Origin of the sequence: Leclercia sp. AS011 (assembly GCF_037152535.1) — a bacterium.
Lineage (GTDB): Bacteria > Pseudomonadota > Gammaproteobacteria > Enterobacterales > Enterobacteriaceae > Enterobacter.
This window is the reverse complement of record NZ_JBBCMA010000001.1, coordinates 24538-47193: the sequence shown is the minus strand read 5'-3', so window position 1 is coordinate 47193 and position 22656 is coordinate 24538. Positions and strand designations below refer to the sequence as shown.

General features: G+C 59.6%; 16 protein-coding genes. 5 read left to right on the top strand and 11 right to left on the bottom strand.

What is annotated here, in order from left to right:
• Positions 1-57 precede the first annotated feature (57 nt).
• Positions 58-3330 (bottom strand): DUF5107 domain-containing protein, encoded by a 3273-nt coding sequence (locus tag WFO70_RS00220; RefSeq protein ID WP_337013934.1) that lies wholly within the window; start codon positions 3328-3330, stop codon positions 58-60.
• A 115-nt stretch (positions 3331-3445) separates the two neighbouring features.
• On the opposite strand from WFO70_RS00220, the gene WFO70_RS00215 reads away from it, so the two are divergent.
• Together WFO70_RS00215 and WFO70_RS00210 are read left to right on the top strand one after the other, a co-directional pair.
• Positions 3446-4642, top strand: a complete 1197-nt coding sequence (locus tag WFO70_RS00215; RefSeq protein WP_337013933.1) for an ROK family protein — start codon at positions 3446-3448, stop codon at positions 4640-4642.
• A gap of 126 nt (positions 4643-4768) precedes the next feature.
• Positions 4769-5191: a DoxX family protein gene (locus WFO70_RS00210; RefSeq protein ID WP_337013932.1), complete on the top strand. Its 423-nt coding sequence runs from the start codon at positions 4769-4771 to the stop codon at positions 5189-5191.
• Positions 5192-5239: 48 nt separating this feature from the next.
• Here WFO70_RS00210 and glyA read toward each other — a convergent pair whose 3' ends face one another.
• Positions 5240-6493 carry a serine hydroxymethyltransferase gene (gene glyA, locus WFO70_RS00205; RefSeq protein WP_333854979.1) on the bottom strand — a complete coding sequence of 418 codons (1254 nt, stop codon included), beginning with the start codon at positions 6491-6493 and terminating at the stop codon, positions 5240-5242.
• 305 nt (positions 6494-6798) lie between these two features.
• Here glyA and hmpA point away from each other — a divergent pair, with 305 nt between their 5' ends.
• Positions 6799-7989, top strand: coding sequence for an NO-inducible flavohemoprotein (gene hmpA / locus WFO70_RS00200; RefSeq protein ID WP_337013929.1), 1191 nt, complete (start codon positions 6799-6801; stop codon positions 7987-7989).
• A gap of 82 nt (positions 7990-8071) precedes the next feature.
• Here hmpA and glnB read toward each other — a convergent pair whose 3' ends face one another.
• The 5 genes from glnB to purL all read right to left on the bottom strand — a co-directional run bounded on the left by glnB (position 8072) and on the right by purL (position 16468).
• On the bottom strand, positions 8072-8410 hold the full coding sequence (glnB, locus tag WFO70_RS00195; protein ID WP_032613150.1) for a nitrogen regulatory protein P-II: 339 nt from the start codon (positions 8408-8410) through the stop codon (positions 8072-8074).
• A 79-nt stretch (positions 8411-8489) separates the two neighbouring features.
• Positions 8490-9827, bottom strand: a complete 1338-nt coding sequence (glrR, locus tag WFO70_RS00190; protein ID WP_337013928.1) for a two-component system response regulator GlrR — start codon at positions 9825-9827, stop codon at positions 8490-8492.
• Positions 9824-10591 (bottom strand): two-component system QseEF-associated lipoprotein QseG, encoded by a 768-nt coding sequence (qseG, locus tag WFO70_RS00185; protein WP_337013926.1) that lies wholly within the window; start codon positions 10589-10591, stop codon positions 9824-9826. The genes glrR and qseG overlap by 4 nt, the downstream gene beginning before the upstream one ends.
• Positions 10588-12021, bottom strand: a complete 1434-nt coding sequence (gene qseE / locus WFO70_RS00180; protein WP_337013924.1) for a two component system sensor histidine kinase QseE/GlrK — start codon at positions 12019-12021, stop codon at positions 10588-10590. Before qseE ends, qseG begins: the two co-directional genes overlap by 4 nt.
• Positions 12022-12580: 559 nt before the next feature.
• The gene (gene purL / locus WFO70_RS00175; protein ID WP_337013922.1) at positions 12581-16468 is read right to left on the bottom strand and encodes a phosphoribosylformylglycinamidine synthase; all 3888 of its coding nucleotides are present in this window, start codon (positions 16466-16468) and stop codon (positions 12581-12583) included.
• A gap of 268 nt (positions 16469-16736) precedes the next feature.
• Between purL and mltF the strand changes: the two genes are divergently transcribed.
• On the top strand, positions 16737-18293 hold the full coding sequence (mltF, locus tag WFO70_RS00170; RefSeq protein WP_337013921.1) for a membrane-bound lytic murein transglycosylase MltF: 1557 nt from the start codon (positions 16737-16739) through the stop codon (positions 18291-18293).
• On the opposite strand, the gene tadA is transcribed toward mltF, so the two are convergent.
• The 4 genes from tadA to murQ are packed head-to-tail and all read right to left on the bottom strand — an operon-like array spanning position 18175 to position 21640.
• Positions 18175-18714 (bottom strand): tRNA adenosine(34) deaminase TadA, encoded by a 540-nt coding sequence (gene tadA, locus WFO70_RS00165; protein WP_337013919.1) that lies wholly within the window; start codon positions 18712-18714, stop codon positions 18175-18177. The genes mltF and tadA overlap by 119 nt on opposite strands.
• Before the next feature lie 30 nt (positions 18715-18744).
• Complete coding sequence (yfhb, locus tag WFO70_RS00160) at positions 18745-19380, bottom strand: phosphatidylglycerophosphatase C (protein ID WP_337013917.1); 636 nt, start codon at positions 19378-19380, stop codon at positions 18745-18747.
• A gap of 3 nt (positions 19381-19383) precedes the next feature.
• Positions 19384-20736, bottom strand: a complete 1353-nt coding sequence (locus WFO70_RS00155; protein WP_337013915.1) for a PTS transporter subunit EIIC — start codon at positions 20734-20736, stop codon at positions 19384-19386.
• A 10-nt stretch (positions 20737-20746) separates the two neighbouring features.
• Positions 20747-21640: an N-acetylmuramic acid 6-phosphate etherase gene (gene murQ / locus WFO70_RS00150; protein ID WP_337013913.1), complete on the bottom strand. Its 894-nt coding sequence runs from the start codon at positions 21638-21640 to the stop codon at positions 20747-20749.
• A 118-nt stretch (positions 21641-21758) separates the two neighbouring features.
• Here murQ and WFO70_RS00145 point away from each other — a divergent pair, with 118 nt between their 5' ends.
• Positions 21759-22607 (top strand): MurR/RpiR family transcriptional regulator, encoded by an 849-nt coding sequence (locus tag WFO70_RS00145; RefSeq protein WP_333854999.1) that lies wholly within the window; start codon positions 21759-21761, stop codon positions 22605-22607.
• Positions 22608-22656 lie beyond the last annotated feature (49 nt).

Here is a 22656-nt window from a genome sequence, read left to right as displayed (position 1 = left end):
GAAACGCAGGGTACAGAGGGTTAACGGGTGGGTCGCCCCACCCGCCGGGTCAGTTAATTAAAAAATGCCGGTGGCCTGCGCATGCTGGATCAGGTGCGCTTTATCATGGGCCGGGTTCAGGGCCAGCAGGGCACCCAGCTGGCGTTTGCAGGCTGCACTGTCGCCCAGTCCCGCATGACCCAGCGCCTCAATAAACAGGCAGTGCTGCTGATGCTGAAGACCGGCTGGGGTATCCAGCACCACCAGATCCGGCAGCGAGACCGCAAAGAAATCCGCCTCCGGAACCTCATCGCGATGGGTCTGCGCCCAGGCCAGGAACCCCTGGAAGTGGCGCTCCGCCGCCGCGCTGTCGTCCAGCTGGCGCAGGGCCATGCCCTGCCAGAACAGGTAATCCGCCGGCTGATCGTTGTAGTAGCGCCCGGCATCGAGGGTCGAGCCCCCCTGCGCCGCCCGGGCAAAGCAGCGCCGGGCCTCGTCATGGGCATCGCCGCAGGCGTGGCAGTAGCCCAGCAGATACCAGATATCGTTATCGGTCTGCCCCGGCAGACGCCCCTCCCCCAGGTTGTGCGGATAGCGCAGCGCCGCCTGCAGCAGGGCAATTGCCTCGTGGAACTCACCCCGGGCGATGTGCTGTAACGCGCGATGCTGCTGGTTAAGCAGATATTGCCCGGTCACCTTGCCTTCGCCGCCTTCCCACGGATGGAACTGGCGCGCCTGCAGCACCTGCGCCGCCGCGTCATAGCGCCCGGAGGCGTTCCACAAACTTAACAGCTCCGCAGTAAGGTCATCGCGCTTCAGCGCCACGGCCTGCCGCTCGGTGAGCAGGGCGAGGCGTTTCGCCACCGGCTGGCCGGTGAGTTTTTGCAGATAATCGAGCTCAAACAGGAAGCGCGGGTTGTCGGGCTCCAGCGCCACGGCGCGTTGCAGATGCTGCTGAGCCCGCGCCAGATTGTGCTCTTTGTTCCAGGCGTAGATCCCCAGCAGGCGGTGCGCCGGTGCAAACTGCGGCTCCTGCTCGAGGGTGGTTTGCCAGCACCGCACCGCATCGTCGTAGCGGCGTTTGCTGTACCAGAAGCAGCCCAGCAGATAACGAGCGAAAGGATCATCCTGCAGGGTTTGCAGCATCTGCACTTCATCCAGCGCGTTCGGGAAACGCACCCGATTGGCCTCACAGCGGCGCGCGGCGGCAATGTAGCGGGCACGGATGGCGGGTTCGTCGCTTAAGGCTGCCCGCCAGAGTTGGGGCAAGGTCTCCTGGCTGTCGAGCAGATCCAGCATCTCGCGGGCGGCGTCGCGCATGCCCATCGAGGTTAACCAGCCCGCCAGCACGCAGGCGTTGGCCCCGCGGCGGCCGGTGACCTGTAGCAGCTGGTCACGCGCGGCCTCGTCCCGGCCAATCGCCCAGCGGGCGTAGTGCAGAACATAGCTGAGGGGATGGTTTTGCAGGCAGCTTGCAATGTACGCCAGCGCGGTGCTTTGGCCCTCAAGCTCAGCCAGGGCCAGCGCTTTGAGCCCCATCGCCAGATTGTTGCTGGCATTGATGCCGAGGCTGACATCCACTTTTTCCAGCGCGTCAGCCGCGTTTCCGCGCGTCATCGCCAGCCGCGCCAGCGACCAGAACGCGGCATCGCGGCAGTTTCCGCTCCACGAGGCTTTGTAGTAGTGATCCCAGGCGGCATCGTCATCCCCCTGCCGCTCCAGCGCCGTTGCCAGCAGCTGGCTGGCTTCGCCATCGCGCGGGTTCTTGTTCAGCTTATGGGCCCGCACCAGCGCGGCTTCGGCACAGCGCTGCGCCAGCCCCCAGTCGGCGCGGTTCAGCGCCAGGGTGCCCAGCGCCACATTGTTGCGATAGTCGTGGGCATCCAGCGCCAGCGCGCGGCGATAGTAATCCTCCGCATAGCGGCTGGCGTGGTTGTACTGCTCCAGATGCTGACCAATAAAATAGAGCTCGTCGCTGTTGCTGATGGCTTCGGGCATGGCGGGCGCGGTGGCCGGGTCCGGCAGCGGGGTCTCTTCGGCGATATGCTCCTGGTAGTGCAATAGGATACGGCCCGCAGTGTCTTTTACCCGCAGGGTTAAGCGCTGCGGCCACGCGTCCGCCAGCGCCTGCTGCCAGCTTTCGCCCGGCATCAGGGTCAGCGACGTCTCCCACACCGGCTTGCCATCTGCGGTCAGTTCCAGGTGCAGGTCCTGAAGCGGGGCGATGGCATAGAGGCCAAGGTGCAGCTGCTGCTCACGGCGTTCCAGCTTAAGGGCCAGCTGCGTGTTGGCGTTATGCACCTGCCCCAGCTCGCTGTAGGGCAGGAAGTTCTGCACGAAGATCTTCTCTTCATAAGGGGCAAGCCAAGTGAAATCCGGCTGGTTGTCAGTGAAGACGCCGGTCATCAGCTCTATATAAGGGCCGTTTTCATCGGTCAGATTGCGATCCCAGGCGCGGCCGAAATCGTCATGGCCCCAGGACCACTGCTTTTTACCTGGGGAAACGTGGTGATCGGCCACGTGCAGCAGGCCGCCCCGCTCACCGTGATGGTAGGCGCCGACAAAGTCATAGTCCGATTTTTCCGCCATGTAGGAGGTGGGGACCGGCACGTTTTTGTAGCGCGAGATATCCACGCCCGCCGAGTAGTCGACCTTATAGTAGGTGCCGGTGGCGATCGGGAAGGCCGACACGGCGCGCTTGCCGTGGTCAAACACCGCCGTAACGTCCGGCGGGAAGACGCTCTGATGATCGTCCCCGCCCTTCACCGCCGGGTTGGCCCACCACAGGAAGTGGCGCGGGGTGGCGTTGCCGTTGAAGACTTTACCGGTGATCTCAATCAACGCCCGGTCCGGGTAGAGCGTAAAGCCGGTCATCACCTGCAGGCCGCGCATTGGCTCGGCCTCGCCCAGCCAGACGGTCTGCGCCCCGCTCTCCTGAGGCTGGATGGTCACGTCAACCGGCATAAAGGTGGTCGGGCGATGGTGCTGCGGCCAGTTAAATTCGATCCCGCCGGAGATCCACGGCCCAAGCAGACCCACCAGCGCCGGTTTCACCACTTCGTTGTAGTAGACGAAATCACGCGCCTGGACTTTGTCATACGCCCGATGAATACGTCCCCCCAGTTCCGGCAGCAGCATGATGCGGATGAAGTCGTTTTCCATCCACACCGCCTGGTAATCGCGCATCTCGCGGATCCCGGTCAGGGTATCGGTTACGCCGTAGGGGTAGACCGCACCGGAGGAGCCCTGGTACACGCGTTTCTCAAGGAACATCGGGTTGGTATCTTCTGCGCCGGTGGTCCACGTCGGTAATGCGACGGTCTCCCGCCAGACCTTCACTGCTCCAGACATATTCACTCTCCAGTAAACAAATAACAGTAAAAAGCGATAAGATGGCAGTGTAGAGAGGAATTCAGCGCGCTGATTGCGTAATGCTCACGCAATACAATTAACGGAGTTTAGTGAAATGCAGATTGCCGGTCTGAACAACCAGCGGGTGCGGCAGCATAACCGACGCACGATCATGGCGCTTATCTGGCGCTACCAGCGCCTGAGCAAATCGCAGCTGGCCCAGCACACCGGGCTGTCGATCCCCGCCGTCAGTAAAATTCTGGATGAGCTGGTAGCCGATAAAAAGCTGGGGCACTCCAGTGAAAACCTCAGCACCCGGGGGATGAACAGCGGCCATTATCAGATCCCCGATGCGGGCCCACTCATACTCTGCATGAATGTCAGCCCCACCAGCATAGAGAGCCAGCTGATCGACGGACGCATGGTGCCGCAGGGGGATTTTACCTGGACCGACGTCAACGCCCGTACCCCAGAGGCGCTGTTGCAGGCCATCGAAAGCCTGTGGCAGCAGCAGCGTAAACGCTGGCCGGGGCAGCGGATCAATCTGGCCCTCGGGATCCACGGACAGGTGGATACCGCCACCGGGGTATCCCAGATCATGCCCCAGGCCCCCTGGAAAAAACCGATTGAGATTAAGTATCTGCTGGAAGAGAAGCTGGGCATCACGGTGATGGTGGATAACGACTGCGTGATGCTGGCCCTGGCGGAGAAATGGCAAAACCCGGCCAACCGCGACGATTTTTGCGTAATTAACGTCGATTACGGTATCGGCTCCTCGTTCGTCATTAACGGGCAGGTCTACCGCGGGACGCTGAACGGCAGCGGGCAGATTGGTCACACCATTTTCGATCGCGACGGCGTGGCCTGCGCCTGCGGGCGATACGGCTGTCTGGAGACGGTCGCCTCCCTGTCAGCTCTCAAAAAACAGGCCCGGCTGTGGCTGAAATCCCAGCCCGGCTCCCTGAGTCTCGACCCGGATAGCCTCACCAGCCTGCAACTGCTGGACGCCTGGCGTCAGGGTGACGCAAATATTCAGCGCTGGGCAGACGAGGCCGCCAACGCCATCGGCCTGACGCTCTACAACTTGCTCAACATCCTCAACATCAACCAAATCTGGTTCTATGGCCGCAGCTGTGCCTTTGGCGAACGCTGGCTGCAGACCATTAATCGCCAGATTGGCTTTACCCCCTTCGATCACGGAGATGCGGTGCGAAACCGGCAAACGGAAATCGCCTTTGGCGGGCTGACGCGGCAGCAGCAGATCGTCGGGATCGGTTATCTGTTTGTGGAGGATGCGCTTGCGGCAGGCTGACGGGGAGATGCCGCAGTTGCGCAAATTTACATCAGTCTGATGCCTGATTTATGAAGAAAAGCTGAATGGCGGGCCGGCATTTTGTGTATTAGCTTTAAGATAAATCCCACCCATAGCGAGCCTGCCATGAACACACTACGGTATTTCGATTTTGGTCAGTCCCGGGCGCTGATCCTGTTGATCGCCCGTCTCGCACTCATCGCCCTGTTTATTATTTTCGGTGTGCCAAAAATGTTCGGTTTTGACGGCACGGTGCAATATATGGCGAAGCTGGGCGCCCCGATGCCGATGCTGGCGGCCATTGTGGCGGTGATCATGGAAGTGCCCGCTGCCATTCTGATCGTGCTCGGCTTTTTCACCCGTCCGCTGGCGGTGCTGTTCGTCTTTTATACCCTGGGTACGGCGGTGATTGGTCACCACTACTGGGATATGAGCGGCGACGCGGTAATGCCCAACATGATTAACTTCTTCAAGAACATCAGCATCGCTGGCGGATTTCTTCTGCTGGCGGTCGCCGGGCCGGGGGCGATCTCCATCGACCGGCGTTAGCCATAAAAAAAGGCCGCATGCGCGGCCTTTTTGTTCTGCTAAGCAGAATTATGCGTAAACCGGGAAGCGCGCGCAGATATCCAGCACTTTGGCCTTCACGCGTTCGATAACGGCTTCGTCATTGATGTTGTCCAGCACGTCACACATCCAGCCAGCCAGCTCTTTCACTTCCGCTTCTTTAAAGCCGCGGCGAGTGACAGCCGGAGAACCGATACGGATACCGGAGGTCACGAACGGGCTCTTCGGATCGTTTGGTACGCTGTTCTTGTTGACGGTGATGTTGGCGCGGCCCAGGGCAGCGTCAGCTTCTTTACCGGTCAGGTTTTTATCTACCAGATCCAGCAGGAACAGGTGGTTTTCAGTGCCGCCGGAGACCACTTTGTAGCCACGGTTCAGGAACACTTCCACCATCGCTTTGGCGTTCTTAGCAACCTGCTGCTGATAAACCTTGAACTCAGGCTCCATCGCTTCTTTCAGCGCCACGGCTTTCGCCGCGATCACGTGCATCAGCGGGCCGCCCTGCGCGCTTGGGAACACGGCAGAGTTCAGTTTCTTATACAGATCTTCGTCGCCGCCCTTCGCCAGGATCAAGCCACCGCGTGGACCTGCCAGGGTTTTGTGGGTCGTGGTGGTGACCACGTGAGCATGCGGAACCGGGTTCGGGTAAACGCCTGCGGCGATCAGACCGGCAACGTGCGCCATGTCGACGAACAGGTATGCGCCGATGCTGTCGGCGATTTCACGCATTTTGGCCCAGTCAACCACGCCGGAGTAAGCAGAGAAGCCACCGATGATCATCTTCGGTTTGTGCTCTTTGGCCTGCTTAGCCATGTCTTCGTAGTCAATTTTGCCGGTCTCATCAATACCGTAAGGGATGATGTTGTACAGTTTGCCGGAGAAGTTAACCGGAGAGCCGTGAGTCAGGTGGCCGCCCTGCGCCAGGTTCATACCCAGCACGGTGTCGCCCGGCTGCAGCAGCGCGGTGTAGACCGCGAAGTTAGCCTGAGAGCCAGAGTGCGGCTGCACGTTCGCGTAGTCAGCGCCAAACAGCTCTTTGGCACGATCGATCGCCAGCTGCTCAACGATATCAACGTATTCGCAACCGCCGTAGTAGCGCTTGCCCGGGTAACCTTCAGCGTATTTGTTGGTCAGCTGAGAGCCCTGCGCCTGCATAACGCGCGGACTGGTGTAGTTTTCGGAGGCGATCAGTTCGATGTGCTCTTCCTGACGTACTTTTTCCTGCTCCATAGCCTGCCACAGTTCGGCATCATAATCGGCAATGTTCATTTCACGCTTTAACATCCGCATCTCCTGACTCAGCTAACAAGTAAATTTTTGCCTGAAAAAGGCGGTCCAGTTGGACGACGGGCAACAGTATAACTGATTAGCAGTGTGATAACAGGTCTTGACAAACGATTTTACGCAAACGTTTACCTACCCGCCACGCAAGGGTTTGAGCAATAACGCTCTCACCCGGCAAAACGGATTTCTTTTCAGGTTTGTGATGCAGTTAATCCAGGTTGCAAAGAACCATTTACAACGCAGGGTTATTTTTTATAAGATGCATATAAAATACATCATTAAAGTAACATCTGAAGGAAGCTGCTATGTTAGACGCACAAACCATCGCGACCGTTAAAGCCACTATCCCCCTGCTGGTCGAAACCGGCCCTAAACTCACCGCCCATTTTTACGACCGCATGTTCGCCCATAACCCGGAGCTCAAAGAGATTTTCAACATGAGCAACCAGCGTAACGGCGACCAGCGCGAAGCGTTATTCAACGCCATTGCCGCGTATGCCAGCAACATTGAGAACCTGCCGGCGCTGCTGCCTGCGGTGGAAAAAATCGCGCAGAAACATACCAGCTTCCAGATCAAACCCGAGCAGTACAACATTGTTGGTGGCCATCTGCTGGCGACCCTGGATGAGATGTTCAGCCCGGGCCAGGAGGTACTGGACGCGTGGGGCAAAGCCTACGGCGTGCTGGCCAATGTCTTTATTAATCGTGAAGCGCAGATCTACAGCGAAAACGCCAGCAAGAACGGCGGCTGGGAAGGCACCCGCGCCTTCCGCATCGTGGAGAAAACCCCGCGCAGCGCGCTTATCACCAGCTTTGAATTTGAGCCGGTCGACGGCCAGCCGGTTGCCGATTACCAGCCGGGTCAGTATCTGGGCGTGTGGCTGAAACCGGAAGGCTTCCCGCATCAGGAGATCCGCCAGTACTCCCTGACCCGCAAACCAAACGGTAAAGGCTATCGCATTGCGGTAAAACGCGAGGAAGGCGGACAGGTCTCGACCTGGCTGCACGACGAAGCCAAGGTCGGTGACGTGGTACATCTGGCCGCACCGGCGGGCGATTTCTTTATGGCTGTCGATGCGCACACCCCGGTGACGCTGATCTCCGCCGGTGTCGGCCAGACTCCGATGCTGGCGATGCTGGATACCCTGGCGAAATCGCAGCATCAGGCCCAGGTGAACTGGTTCCACGCCGCAGAGAATGGCGAAGTGCATGCCTTTTCTGATGAAGTGAAAGCCCTGGCTGCCGGTCTGCCGCACTTTACCGCCCATACCTGGTATCGCCTGCCAACGGACGACGACCGTGCCGCAGCCCGCTTCGACAGCGAAGGTCTGATGGCGTTAAGCCAGCACAAAGCGCAGTTCCACGCCCCGGAAATGCAGTTCTACGTTTGTGGCCCGGTGGCGTTTATGCAGTATGCCGCGGCACAGTTGGTTGAGCTGGGCGTGAACAAAGACAACATTCACTACGAATGTTTCGGCCCGCATAAGGTGCTGTAATGAAAAAGCCCCTCGTTCGAGGGGCTTTTTTTTCGCCGGGTGGCGGCTGCGCCTTACCCGGCCTACAAAACCGTTGGCGCTGTTAAATCGCGGCGTCGTCTTCTTCGCCGGTACGGATACGGATCACGCGCGCCACGTCAAAGACGAAGATTTTGCCGTCACCGATTTTGCCGGTCTGTGCGGTGCGGATGATGGTATCCACGCAGGTCTCCACGATGTCGTCCGACACCACGATTTCAATTTTTACCTTCGGCAGGAAATCAACCATGTATTCCGCGCCACGGTACAGTTCAGTGTGGCCCTTCTGACGACCAAAGCCTTTCACCTCTGTCACCGTCATGCCGGTGATGCCGACTTCCGCCAGCGCTTCGCGCACATCATCCAGTTTGAAAGGTTTAATTATCGCATCAATCTTTTTCATGGTGGTCCTTAAACTTATGCCTGTCAGCTGCCTCGTAATCGGTTGCTCACAGTATCATATTCAGACGGCTTTTAGCGCATCACTCTTTAAAATCGTTTGCTTCCAGCTCATGGCGCGACAGCAGCTTATAAAACTCGGTGCGGTTACGTCCGGCCATCCGCGCGGCATGGGTGACGTTGCCCTTGGTGATCTGCAGTAACTTACGCAGATAGTTGAGCTCAAACTGGTTGCGGGCCTCGACGAAGGTCGGCAAGGCGGTGTTCTCCCCTTCCAGCGCCTGCTCCACCAGCGCATCGCTGATCACCGGCGAGGAGGTGAGCGCCACGCATTGTTCAATCACGTTCACCAGCTGGCGCACGTTGCCGGGCCAGCTGGCGGTCATCAGCCGCTTCATGGCGTCGGTGGAAAAGGCCCGTACAAATGGCTTGTGCCGCTCGGCAGACTGGCGCAACAGCTGGGTCGCCAGCAGCGGAATATCTTCCGCCCGCTCCGCCAGCGCGGGGATCTTCAGGTTGACCACATTGAGGCGATAGAAGAGGTCTTCACGGAACTCGTTGCGCGCCATCGCCTTGGGCAGATCCCGGTGGGTGGCGGAGATAATGCGCACGTTGATGTCGATATCGCGGTTGCTGCCGAGCGGCCTGACCTTACGCTCCTGCAGCACGCGCAGCAGTTTGACCTGCAGTGGCGCAGGCATATCGCCAATTTCATCGAGGAACAGGGTCCCGCCTTCCGCGGCCTGGAACAGTCCTTCCCGACTGCTGACCGCGCCGGTAAAGGCTCCGCGCGCATGACCAAACAGTTCAGATTCGAGCAGTTGTTCCGGCAGCGCCCCGCAGTTGATGGCGATAAAGGCGTTTTTGCCGCGCGGGCTGGCATTGTGGATCGCCTGGGCGAGGATCTCTTTCCCGGTGCCGCTCTGGCCGTTAATCAGCACGCTGACATCGGACTGGGCCACCATCCGCGCCTGCTCCAGCAGCCGCAGCATGATCGGGCTACGGGTGACAATGGTCTCCCGCCACGTCTCATCCCCGGATGGCGCGGCGTGCTCCAGCGCATCGTCAATCGCTTTGTAGAGCGCGTCTTTGTCCACCGGCTTGGTGAGGAAGCTGAAGACCCCCTGCTGGGTGGCTGCCACCGCATCCGGGATCGATCCGTGGGCGGTGAGGATGATCACCGGCATGCCGGGTTGCAGCTTCTGGATCTCGGTGAACAACTGCATGCCGTCCATTTCATCCATCCGCAGGTCGCTGATCACCAGATCGACCTTCTCGCGCCCCAGCACCTTCAGCCCTTCCTGGCCGCTTTCGGCGGTGACCACGCTGTAGCCCTCGCTCACCAGACGCATGCCCAGCAGCTTCAGCAAGCCGGGGTCATCATCCACCAGCAAAAGATGCGCAGGTTTTCGGCTTGTCATGGCTTTACCTCCTCTTGTTTCGGGGTATCGCTGTCCGGTGCCCCATCGCCATCGGCGGCCGGGGTTGTACTCTTCGGCGCATCCGGCAGATAGTTACTCACCGGCTTGCGGGTGGAGAGCTGCCGTTCAATATCGGTCAGGTTTTCCAGCTTCCGGGTGGTAGTGTCCAGCTGCGAACGTAAATATTGCTGCTGCTGGCGCAGGGTATCCAGCTCACCGTCGGTCGTCTGCTGTAACTTGCCGTAGCGGGAACGCTCCTCCGCCAGCTGCAGCTGCAGCACCTGCCCGTGTCGCCAGAGCTGATACAGCGGGCGCAACTGGGCAGGGATCTGCGGGCTCAGGGCATCCAGCCGGGTAGTCAACACCCGCCGCTCCACCGGGTTAATTTTGGCATTGGCCAGCAGGATCCCGCGTTTGAAGCTCTCCTGCCAGGTGTCATCGGTCCAACCCCGGGCCTCCGCGCGCGCGGCGGCGGGTGAGAGGCGATCCGCGCAGTCCATGCCGCGCAGCCAGTAGAGCGGGTTACTGTCGGTCTCCTGACCGTGCAGCTGCCAGATATTATTGCAGTCCGTAGAGAGGAAGTCCGCCAGCTGATGTTCAGGCAATTTTTCATCCTGCTTGTCGCTGATGGCAGGCGTAGGCGCGTGGGTGACGCAGCCGGCCAGCAGCAGGCAGGGAAGGCTCAGGCGGATAAAGTGGCCGGAAAAGACCGCGCTAATGGCGCGGGAAAAGACGTGTGACATACTCACCAGACTTAGATTCATTTCAGTGATTTTTCCGACTCAAGCGGCAGTTCGATGCGAAAACAGACATCGGTACGGTCGTCATTGACAAGATTAAGTTCTCCCTGCATACGACGAATGCAGTCGCGGGCGATGCTCAGCCCCAGACCGCTTCCCTTAACCGCCCCTTTACGTTGATGGCTCCCCTGGAAAAAGGGTTCGAAGATCATCGTTTTTTCATCGTCGGGGATCGGGTTTCCGGTGTTGGCGACATCGATACAGACTCGCGAGCCGCGCGTAAAACTGCGAACATAAATGGTACCGGATTCAATGCCATAGTGCACCGCGTTGGAATAAAGATTATCCAGCACGCTCATCAGCAGCATGGGCTCAGCTAAACAGGCGGGCGTCGAGAGCGCCACTTCAGTATGCATCATTTTAGCCCGTGCAGGCAGGCTGTGGGCAGAGAGCACCATATCCACCAGCGGGGCCAGCTCCACGCGCTCCAGCTCGGGTATGCCGTCGGCCAGCTTGCGGTTGTAGTCGAGCAGCTGCTCGATCAGCTTTTGCAGATTGCGGCTGCTGGCGTCGAGGATCTCGACAATCTCCCCCTGCTCCGGCGTCAGCGGCCCGGCGACCTCGTCGGCCAGCAGCTCGGTGCCCTCGCGCATGCTGGCAAGGGGGGTTTTCAGTTCGTGGGAGATGTGGCGCAGAAACTGGTGGCGCTGGGATTCGAGCCACGCCAGCCGCTCTGAGAGCCAGATGATGCGTTGCCCAACCGAGCGCAACTCGCGCGGTCCGGTAAAGACCACGGTATTGCCCAGCGAGCGCCCCTCCCCCAGCCGGTTGATCATCCGCTCGATACCCTTCACCGGGCCGATAATCATGCGGGTGAAGAGCAAAACCAGGACCAGGCTGACCAGGAACAGCACCAGCGCCTGCCAGCCGAAGAACTGGCCGCGCTCGGCAATCTCCTGCTGGAGCTGCTGCCCGCGGGAGAAGATCACCGCCCGGGTCGCCTGCACCATCTCGGTATTGGCGTTAGCGAAGGCCTCCAGCCGCATGGCAGACATCGCATCGGGGCCGCTATTAAGGCACTGGAGCTGCGCCAGCGCATTGATATCCTGGCGTAAGGCCTGATAGAGCTTATCGTCCGGCAGCACGCCCGCATGGGCATCGAGCATTTCGCTGTAGCGCTTACGCTGATCCTGATACACCCGCGCCAGGGTTCTGTCGTCGAGCACGCAATACTGGCGGTAGCTGCGCTCCATCTCCAGCGCAGCGTTGGTCATCGCCTCGCTGCGGCGGGCATCAATCAGGGTGGTGCGGTTGGTGAGCGCCGCCTGGGCGCTGAGGGCATTCAGGCTCTGCCATGCCTGCCAGGCCAGAACCAGCAGAGGCAGCAGGATCAGCAGGAATGCCATCATGACTAACTGTCGCAAGGAGCGAGGGAAAACAGGCCAGCGTTTCAACGCATTACTCTCTGTTACGAGGGGGTAAGAGGATGCTAGCTGGACAACCCTTCAGATACAACAAAGCCGGGTTAAAAACCCGGCTTTGTTATGGAATGAGGCGGTGCCTAACTCGACGTTTCGCCCTGGGTCTGATAAAGCAACGCTATGATCAGTAGTTGGACGGCAGGCACCTTTTTGTGCGTCATTCGAAGTTTATGTAGCGCGTCCCGAAGGGGCTGACATAAGAGGGTGAATGAGCCACTGGTTATTATTATGCAACAGATGTGCCATATTGCAAATAAAAATATTAAATTGTTAATTTATATGAAATTTTACAGCATTCAGCGGTAGTTGCTGGCGGAATGGTTTTCAGGCTATCTGTCGCTTATTAGCAACACCCTGGATGGGTTATTAATGGGTCTAGTAAAATCAATAAGTTAAATGTCGCCAATTGGCGACATCACTATGTGAGGCGTGTCGCATATTTGCGACACCGGGGAAATACCGGAAGGCACTGCTTTTGCCCGGCCTTTCCAGGCCCGGTAAGCGAAGCGCCACCGGGCACAACAACGATCGCTTAACCCAACTGCTTACGCGCGTTGCGGAAGATACGCATCCACGGGCTGTCCTCGCCCCAGTTCTCCGGGTGCCAGGAGTTGCTGACGGTGCGGAACACGCGCTCAGGGTGCGGCATCATCACCGTAACGCGACCGCTTTCGCTGGTCACCGCCGTGATCCCGTTGGCTGAGCCGTTCGGGTTCGCCGGGTAGGTCTGCGTCACTTTACCGAAGTTATCGACAAAGCGCAGCGCCACCAGGCCTTTGCTCTCCAGCTCCGCCAGGTGCGCGGCGTTACGCACTTCAACCTGCCCTTCACCGTGAGACACGGCGATAGGCATCTGCGATCCCACCATCCCCTGCAGCAGCAGAGACGGGCTCTGGGTCACTTCCACCAGGCTGAAACGCGCTTCGAAGCGGTCGGACTGGTTACGCACAAAGCGCGGCCAGGCCTCGCTGCCCGGGATCAACTCGCGCAGGTTGGACATCATCTGGCAGCCGTTACAGACGCCAAGGGCCAGGGTCTGCGGACGGTGGAAGAAGGTTTCAAACTCGTCACGGACGCGGTCGTTGAAGAGGATGGATTTTGCCCAGCCCTCACCCGCTCCCAGCACGTCGCCGTAGGAGAAGCCGCCGCACGCCACCAGCGCCTGGAAATCGGCCAGACCGGTACGGCCTGCCAGCAGGTCGCTCATGTGGACGTCGATGGCATCGAAGCCCGCACGGTGGAAGGCAGCCGCCATCTCAACGTGGGAGTTGACGCCCTGCTCGCGCAGAACGGCCACTTTTGGACGGGCACTCTTCGCAATGTATGGCGCAGCGATGTCTTCGTTGATGTCGAACGACAGCTTCACGTTCAGGCCCGGATCGTTGTCGTTGGCTTTTGCCTCGTGCTCCTGATCGGCGCACGCCGGGTTATCGCGCAGACGCTGCATCTGCCAGGTGGTTTCCGCCCACCACATGCGCAGCGTGGAGCGGCTTTCGGCAAAGACGGCCTGACCGTTGGCTTCAATAACAAAGCGATCCCCGGTCACCGCTTTACCCAGGTAGTGCACGCAGTCGCCCAGACCGTGCTGGGCCAGCAGCGCTTCCACCGCTTCGCGATCCGCTGCACGCACCTGAATAACGGCACCCAGCTCTTCGTTGAACAGCGCCGCCAGACGATCGTCGCCCAGGCTGGCAATGTTGGCTTCCACGCCGCAGTGGCCGGTGAAGGCCATCTCGGCCAGAGTGACCAGCAGACCGCCGTCGGAACGGTCGTGGTAGGCCAGCAGTTTGCGTTGAGCCACCAGCGCCTGGATGGCGTCATAGAAGCCCTTCAGCTGCGCCACGTCGCGCACGTCAGCGGCCTTATCACCCAGCTGGCGATAAACCTGCGCCAGCGCGGTGGCACCCAGCGCGTTATGACCTTTACCCAGGTCGATCAGCAGCAGGGCGTTATCTTCGGTAGAAAGCTGCGGCGTGATGGTATGACGCACATCTTCCACACGGGCGAAGGCGGTGATCACCAGCGACAGCGGCGAAGTCATCTCGCGCTGCTCGCTGCCTTCCTGCCAGCGGGTTTTCATCGACATGGAGTCTTTGCCCACCGGAATGGTCAGGCCCAGCGCCGGACAGAGCTCTTCACCTACCGCTTTTACGGCTTCGTACAGGCCAGCATCTTCGCCCGGGTGACCGGCTGCGGCCATCCAGTTAGCGGAGAGCTTGATGCGTTTGATGTCGCCAATCTGGGTGGCGGCGATGTTGGTCAGCGCCTCCCCCACTGCCAGACGGGCAGAGGCGGCAAAGTCCAGCAGGGCAACCGGAGAACGTTCGCCCAGCGCCATCGCTTCACCGTAGTAGCTGTCGAGGCTGGCGGTGGTCACCGCGCAGTTGGCTACCGGTACCTGCCACGGGCCAACCATCTGATCGCGGGCAACCATACCGGTCACGGTGCGGTCACCGATGGTCACCAGGAAGGTCTTTTCCGCCACGGCCGGCAGATGCAGCACCCGGTTTACCGCCTCGGCAACGGTCACACCCTGCAAATCAAGCGCTTTGCCGCTGGCTTTGCGGGTCTGGACGTCGCGGGTCATCTTCGGCGTTTTGCCCAGCAGCACGTCCAGCGGCAGATCGATTGGCTGGTTGTCGAAGTGGGTATCGCTCAGGGAGAGGTGCATCTCTTCGGTGGCTTCACCGATTACCGCATACGGCGCGCGCTCGCGGCGGCACAGCTCGTCGAACAGCGGCAACTGGTCCGGGGCAACGGCCAGCACGTAGCGCTCCTGGGATTCGTTACACCAGATCTCCAGCGGGCTCATGCCCGGCTCATCGCTCAGGATGTCGCGCAGGTTGAAGCGTCCGCCGCGGTTGCCATCGCTGACCAGCTCCGGCATGGCGTTCGACAGACCGCCCGCGCCCACGTCGTGAATAAACAGGATCGGGTTGGCATCGCCCAGCTGCCAGCAGCGGTCGATCACTTCCTGGCAACGGCGCTCCATCTCCGGGTTGTCGCGCTGTACGGAGGCGAAATCGAGATCCGCATCGGACTGACCGGAGGCCATCGAAGAGGCCGCCCCGCCGCCCAGGCCGATGTTCATCGCCGGACCGCCGAGGACGATCAGTTTCGCGCCGACGACGATCTCGCCTTTCTGCACGTGATCGGCACGAATGTTGCCGATCCCACCCGCCAGCATGATTGGTTTGTGGTAGCCGCGCAGCTCTTCGCCGTTGTGGCTCTCCACTTTCTCTTCGTAGGTACGGAAGTAACCGTTCAGGGCCGGACGACCAAATTCGTTGTTAAATGCCGCGCCGCCCAGCGGGCCGTCGGTCATGATGTCCAGGGCGGTAACAATACGCTCTGGCTTGCCGAAATCTTCTTCCCACGGCTGCTCGAAGCCCGGGATACGCAGGTTGGAGACGGAGAAGCCCACCAGACCCGCTTTGGGTTTAGCCCCACGACCGGTTGCCCCTTCGTCACGGATTTCGCCGCCGGAGCCGGTCGCCGCACCCGGCCACGGGGAGATGGCCGTCGGGTGGTTGTGGGTTTCGACTTTCATCAGGATATGCGCAGGCTCCTGGTGGAAGTCATAGCGCCCTGCTTCGCGATCGGCGAAGAAGCGGCCCACCTCGGAACCTTCCATCACCGCGGCGTTGTCTTTATAGGCAGACAGCACGTGGTCAGGGGTTTTCTCCATGGTGTTTTTGATCATTTTGAACAGCGACTTCGGCTGTTGCTCGCCGTCGATAATCCAGTCGGCGTTAAAGATTTTGTGGCGGCAGTGCTCGGAGTTGGCCTGGGCGAACATATAGAGTTCGATGTCGTTCGGGTTGCGGTTCAGCTTAACGAACGCGTCCTGCAGGTAGTCGATTTCATCGTCGGCCAGCGCCAGGCCCAGACGCAGGTTGGCGTCAATCAGCGCCTGACGGCCTTCACCCAGCAGATCCACGCTCTGTACCGGCGCAGGCTGGTGGTGGGAGAAGAGCTGCTGCGCATCATCCAGAGAGGCAAACACGCTCTCCATCATGCGGTCGTGCAGTTCGGCTGCCACAAGGGCCCACTGGGCGTCGGTCAGGGTGGAGGCTTCAACGTAATACGCCACGCCGCGCTCCAGACGGTCAATCTGGTTCAGACCACAGTTACGGGCGATGTCGGTTGCTTTAGAAGACCAGGGGGAGATGGTGCCCGGACGAGGCGTAACCAGCAGAAGTTTACCGTTCGGGGTATGGCTGCTCAGGCTTGGGCCGTACTTCAGCAGGCGCTCAAGCCGGACTAAATCCTCTGCCGTTAAGGGAGCATTCAGGTCAGCAAAATGGACATACTCAGCGTAAATATTGCTTACCGGAAGGTCGGCTGCCTGAAAACGTGCCAGCAGTTTGTTGATACGGAAGGCAGACAGTGCAGGCGAACCACGCAGAATTTCCATCATAAGTCTCTCGTCTTCGAAGCGCCGGAGGCGCTTACAGTGTGCGCAAGGGGGGAAAACGGGCGCCATTATAGTGGATCCTGCGCGCCGACGAAACCGTTTGCGTCGTAATAAAATCGATGTCGCCATTTAACCATTGGTGTTGCCTTTCCCGCTAATAAGTTGCCAAGTGGCGTTACTTTGCGCAAAATGCCGCGAAATCTTTGGTAATACCTGTTTTTACTGTGGCGACTATAAACCAGAATAATACACAGCTCATAGAATCAACTTATTGAAAAAATTAAAGATTAATTATCTGTTCATCGGCATAGTGACGTTGCTGCTGGCAGTGGCCCTCTGGCCCTCAATCCCCTGGTTCGGCAAAGCCGAAAACCGTATCGCCGCTATCCAGGCGCGGGGGGAGCTGCGCGTCAGTACCCTCTCCTCGCCGTTAACTTACAGCGCGATCAACGACAAAGTGACTGGACTGGACTACGAACTGGCGCAGCACTTTGCCGACTACCTGGGCGTAAAGCTCAAAATCACCGTACGCCAGAACATCAGCCAGTTGTTCGACGATCTGGATAATGGCGATGCCGATATGCTGGCCGCCGGTCTGGTCTATAACAGCGAGCGCAGCAAGAACTATCAGCCAGGCCCCACCTACTACTCCGTGTCGCAGCAGCTGGTCTACCGCGTCGGCAGCCTGCGCCCGCGCACCCTTGCCAACCTCAGCGCTGAGCAGCTCACCGTCGCCCCGGGGCATGTGGTGATTGACGACCTGCGGGCGCTGAAAGAAAAGAAGTACCCTAACCTCAACTGGACGGTGGATGAGAAACTGGGCACCACGGCGCTGCTGGAGCAGGTCACCGACGGCAAATTGCCCTACACCATCGCTGACTCGGTTGCTATCAGCCTGTTCCAGCGTGTCCACCCGGAGCTGGCGGTGGCGCTGGACGTCACTGACGAACAGCCCGTCACCTGGTTCAGCCCCCTCGATGACGATCAGACGCTCTCTGCCGCCATGCTCGATTTCTTCAACGGGATGAATGAGGACGGCACCCTGGCGCGTCTGGAGGAGAAATACCTCGGCCACGGGGATGACTTCGACTATGTCGATACCCGCAGCTTCCTGCGCGCCGTGGATAACGTCCTGCCGGACCTGCAGCCGCTGTTTGAGAAGTACGCCCAGGAGATTGACTGGCGTCTGCTGGCCGCCATCTCGTATCAGGAGTCGCACTGGGACGCGCAGGCCACCTCCCCCACCGGCGTGCGCGGTCTGATGATGCTGACCAAAAATACCGCCCAGAGCCTGGGCCTGACCGACCGCACCGATGCCGAACAGAGCATCAGCGGTGGCGCACGTTATCTGCAGGATATGATGGCGAAGGTGCCGGAGACGGTGCCGGAAGAGGAGCGGATCTGGTTTGCACTGGCGGCCTACAACATGGGATACGCCCATATGATCGACGCCCGCGCCCTGACGGCTAAAACCAAAGGTAATCCCGACAGCTGGTCAGACGTTAAACAGCGCCTGCCGCTGTTGAGCCAGAAGCCGTATTACGACAAGTTAACCTATGGCTACGCGCGCGGCCACGAGGCGTACGCCTACGTGGAGAATATCCGCAAATACCAGATCAGCCTGGAGGGGTATCTGCTGGAGAAAGAGCGAGAGGCGATAGCGCAGCAGCAGCTGGCGCAAAGTTATCCGGTGGTATCGCCGGATGAGCTTACTCGCCCGATGACGTCGATTCTGCCTTTTGTCGCTTTTTCTGCTGACGCCGCATTCGAAAGAAGTCACTTAGCATCGCCGAACACGCTGGTGCCAGCACCCCGCCCACGACATTAACCTGGTGGTTCATGCCGGGATGTCTGAGCACGTCCAGCAGCGAACCTGCCGCCCCGGTTTTTTCATCCTTCGCGCCAAACACTACCGTGCCGATGCGGCTGTGGATCATCGCGCCGGAGCACATGACGCAGGGTTCGAGGGTGACATAGAGGGTGGTGTCGAGCAGGCGATAGTTTTGCAGCACCAGCCCGCCCTGGCGCAGGGCCATGATTTCGGCATGGGCGGTCGGGTCGTGTCGCCCAATCGGGCGGTTCCAGCCTTCGCCAATCACCTGGTTATTGTGGACCAGCACGGCGCCCACCGGGACTTCACCCTCTTCCCAGGCACGTTTGGCAAGCTGGAGCGCATGGCGCATCCAGTATTCATGATTAAGTTCAGGTTCGGACAACGCAGCATACTCCAGTCTGAAAAGCGGGCGCATTATACACACCCGCTATGCATAATCACAAAATCATTCCAGTTGCTGAAGTTCGCCCAGGGGCGTGACGCGCCAGCGGTGCTGGCAGAAGTAGAGAAGGGGGTTGTCCTGCTTGCTGTCGCTGTAGCCGCTGTAGAGCCGCAGCGGGGTGCCGATTTTCTTCTCCAGCTGTACCACCTTCTCGTGGCCGAGGCAGCGCATGGTCAGCACCCAGCCACCATAAGCGCGCCCCATCTGGGTAGCAATCAGGTTAACGCGCGGCAGCCAGGGGGTATCGAAATAGACCTGCTCCACCAGCGACTGCGGCGAGCCGGTGATCAGCCAGATGTCGGCATCGTTGGCGTTGAGGTAGTTGGTGAGCCGCTCCTGCACCACCGGGAAGGCGGTGACATGCCCGCGAAACCAGCTGACAAACTCTTTCTCCAGCTGTCTGAGTCGCGCTTCGCTGTGGCCGAAGGTGCAGCCCCACAGCAGCAGGCTCATCGGCCAGCGGGCGGCGCGGCCTTTTACCAGCAACGCGCCGCCGATGATGGGTAGCAGGGGTAACACGAGCAGGGCATTCAGGGGCTGTCGGCGCAGTAAATAGCGCATAAAGGTGCCGAACATATCCTGCTGATGCAGCGTTCCGTCCAGATCAAAAAAGACTACGCGACGCTCGTGATTGGCCAAACCTTACTCCTCTGGATCGTTGAACCCTAACAGCCAGGTAAACAGGAACCCGGCGATCACCGCTACCAGATAGCCTAACAGATAGAGCATGACTTTTCCGGTCACGATGGTTAATGCCAGCGGTAATCCGGAAATACCAAAGGTGATAACGGTCGCTACTTTCCAGTAACTGATCAGCGCCCCGCCGACCGCACCGCCAAGACAGGCCCCGATAAACGGCTTGCCCAGCGGCAGGGTGACACCGAAGATCAGCGGTTCACCGATCCCCAGCAGCCCGACCGGCAGCGCCCCTTTGATCACCTTCTTCAGACGTTCATTGCGGGTTTTCATCAGCACCGCTATCGCCGCGCCGATCTGCCCGACACCCGCCATCGCCAGAATAGGCAGCAGTGCGTTATAACCATGGGCCTGCACCAGCTCAACGTGGATCGGCACCAGGCCCTGATGTAAGCCGGTCAACACCAGCGGCAGGAAGGTGCCCGAAAGAACCCCGCCCACCAGGAATCCCCCGCGATCGATAGCCCAGGAGGCCCCGTGGGCGATAGATTCCGAGATCACCCCACCCAGCGGCTGCAGGGCGATGATCGCCACGCTGCCGGTAATTAAGGTAGTCAGCAGCGGATTAAAGATAAGCTCCAGCGAGCCCGGCAGGATATTGCGTAGCCGTTTCTCGATCCAGCACATCAACACCACCACCAGCAGCACGGCGATCACCCCGCCCCGCCCCGGCTGCAGCGCCTCACCAAACAGGGTGATTTGGGCTAGCTGTGGGCTGGAGAGGATCCCCGCCATTACCCCGCCCATCGCCAGCGATCCGCCGAATACTTTGGCGGTGTTCACCCCCACCAGAATGTTCATGATGGCAAAGACCGCGCTGCCGAAAATGCCGAGGATCCCCAGCAGGTTTGGGTAGTGGGTCGCGAAGTCACCGACAATGTCCGGACGTTTCAGGATATTGATGATCCCGGTGATCAGCCCCGAGGCAATAAAGGCCGGGATCAGCGGAATAAAGACGTTTGCCAGCTGACGCAGCGCGTCGCTCATCGGGGCTTTATATTTGGCCTTCGCCTGCGCTTTGGTGCGCTCGGCGTCATCCATCACCGCCCCGCCCATCAGCGAACGCATGGCATCCACCACCTGCGCGGCCTTGCCGGGGCCGACGATCAGCTGATGCTGCTCCCCCTGCTTTACGTAGCCGCTGACGCCGGGCAGTTTTTTCAGCCGCGCCAGATCGAGCTTGTCATCATCCTGGACTTCCACCCGCACCCGCGTCATGCAGTTTTCCAGACGCCGGATATTGTTCTCTCCGCCTATACCCGCAAGGATATCGCTGGCGAGCGCTGCTGTTTTTTCCATGTACGCCTCTTTAGTTTTCTAATGCCGCACGTAAGAATCCCTGATGCGCGTCGAGTCTGGCGCGCGCCGCCGCGGCATCCAGCCCGCTTAAGATCATCAGGATCGCCGGTTTGACGTCGTACCCGGTCTGTTTCAGGACCTCTTCCGCCTCTTCGCGCGTGGTGCCGGTGGCTTCTACCACCATGCGGCAGGCCCGGTCGATGAGCTTCACGTTGGTGGCTTTCATGTCCACCATCAGGTTCTGGTAAACCTTGCCGAACTTCACCATCGCCCCGGTGGAGATCATGTTCAGCACCAGCTTTTGCGCGGTGCCGGATTTCAGACGGGTGGAGCCGGTCAACGCTTCCGGGCCGACAACCGGCGAGATGGCGATCGCCGCGACCTGGGCAATGGGTGAACCCGGATTACAGGAGATCGCCACGGTGGTGCAGCCGGTCTGGTTCGCGTACTCGAGACCGCCAATCACATACGGCGTGCGCCCGGAAGCCGCCAGCCCGACCACCAGATCCTGCGCGGTCAGGTTGAGGGCTTTAAGATCCTCTTCACCCAACTGCTTGCTGTCTTCAGCCCCTTCCACCGCTTTCAGCAGCGCCCCCGGACCACCGGCAATCAGGCCAATGACCAGGCCATGGGGTACGCCAAAGGTCGGTGGACATTCTGAAGCGTCCAGCACCCCAAGACGTCCGCTGGTACCCGCCCCCATGTAGATGATGCGCCCGCCCGCCTTCAGCGCGTCGGCTGCCGCGTCCACGGCTTTCGCCACCTCAGGCAATGTCTCTTTCACTGCCTGCGCGACCAGCGTATCCTGTTGGTTAAAGCGATTAACCAGGTCAAGCGTGGAGAGCGCGTCAAGATCCAGGGTTTGTGGATTGCGGGATTCTGAAACCAGTGAGCCGAGATTCATATTTTTGTGCCTCAAGAATTTTTAATTCATAATAGTCGCATTATAATGGAATATAAAATTCATTCAGGCGAGCAGAATTCGCATTTGCTGCAGTCATCACATTTCGCCAGGAGTCCTTATGAACTGTTTAATTCGTATCCGTCAGCGATACGCGGGTTTTGCCCAGAGCGATAAAAAGCTGGCGGACTTTTTACTCACCCAGCCCGATCGTGCCCGCCATCTCAGCTCTCAGCAGCTGGCAAGCGAGGCGGGCGTGAGCCAGTCCAGCGTGGTTAAATTCGCGCAAAAAATTGGTTTTAAAGGTTTCCCGGCGCTGAAGCTGGCCCTGAGCGAAGCCCTGGCCAGCAACCCGAATCCCCAGTCCATGCCGGTGCACAACCAGATCCGCGGCGACGACCCGATGCGCCTGGTGGGTGAAAAGTTGATTAAGGAGAACGTGGCGGCGATGCACGCCACCCTGGACGTCAACAGTGAAGAGAAACTGCTGGAAAGCGTCGCCATGCTGCACGCGGCGCGACGGGTGATCCTCACCGGGATCGGGGCTTCAGGACTGGTGGCGCGTAATTTTGGCTGGAAGCTGAACAAGATTGGCCTGATCGCCATTGTCGAACAGGATATGCACGCCCTGCTGGCTACCGTACAGGCGATGGCCCCTGAGGATCTCCTGCTGGCGATCTCCTATACCGGCGAGCGCCGGGAGATTAACCTGGCCGCCGATGAAGCCCTGCGCGTGGGCGGGAAAATACTGGCGATCACCGGCTTTACCCCCAATGCGCTGCAGCAGCGGGCCACCCGCTGTCTGTATACCATTGCCGAGGAGCAGGCCACCCGCAGCGCGGCGATCTCCTCCACCAGCGCGCAGATGATGCTGACCGACCTGCTGTTTATGGCCCTGGTCCAGCAGGATCTGGAGCGGGCTCCGGAACGCATTCGCCACAGTGAGGCGCTGGTAAAAAAACTGGTTTGAGCAGGGAATGACCGAGCGTATAATGCCCGCCCTGTTTGTGTTGTTTCTG

Bases quoted from the DNA above. Each gene is read 5' to 3' on its own strand.
- WFO70_RS00155 (WP_337013915.1), bottom strand. From the start codon at position 20,736: ATGGAAAAAACAGCAGCGCTCGCCAGCGATATCCTTGCGGGTATAGGC.
- qseG (WP_337013926.1), bottom strand. From the start codon at position 10,591: ATGAATCTAAGTCTGGTGAGTATGTCACACGTCTTTTCCCGCGCCATT.
- murQ (WP_337013913.1), bottom strand. From the start codon at position 21,640: ATGAATCTCGGCTCACTGGTTTCAGAATCCCGCAATCCACAAACCCTG.
- glrR (WP_337013928.1), bottom strand. From the start codon at position 9,827: ATGACAAGCCGAAAACCTGCGCATCTTTTGCTGGTGGATGATGACCCC.
- hmpA (WP_337013929.1), top strand. From the start codon at position 6,799: ATGTTAGACGCACAAACCATCGCGACCGTTAAAGCCACTATCCCCCTG.
- WFO70_RS00210 (WP_337013932.1), top strand. From the start codon at position 4,769: ATGAACACACTACGGTATTTCGATTTTGGTCAGTCCCGGGCGCTGATC.
- WFO70_RS00145 (WP_333854999.1), top strand. From the start codon at position 21,759: ATGAACTGTTTAATTCGTATCCGTCAGCGATACGCGGGTTTTGCCCAG.
- WFO70_RS00215 (WP_337013933.1), top strand. From the start codon at position 3,446: ATGCAGATTGCCGGTCTGAACAACCAGCGGGTGCGGCAGCATAACCGA.
- WFO70_RS00220 (WP_337013934.1), bottom strand. From the start codon at position 3,330: ATGTCTGGAGCAGTGAAGGTCTGGCGGGAGACCGTCGCATTACCGACG.
- glyA (WP_333854979.1), bottom strand. From the start codon at position 6,493: ATGTTAAAGCGTGAAATGAACATTGCCGATTATGATGCCGAACTGTGG.
- purL (WP_337013922.1), bottom strand. From the start codon at position 16,468: ATGATGGAAATTCTGCGTGGTTCGCCTGCACTGTCTGCCTTCCGTATC.
- tadA (WP_337013919.1), bottom strand. From the start codon at position 18,714: ATGCGCCCGCTTTTCAGACTGGAGTATGCTGCGTTGTCCGAACCTGAA.
- glnB (WP_032613150.1), bottom strand. From the start codon at position 8,410: ATGAAAAAGATTGATGCGATAATTAAACCTTTCAAACTGGATGATGTG.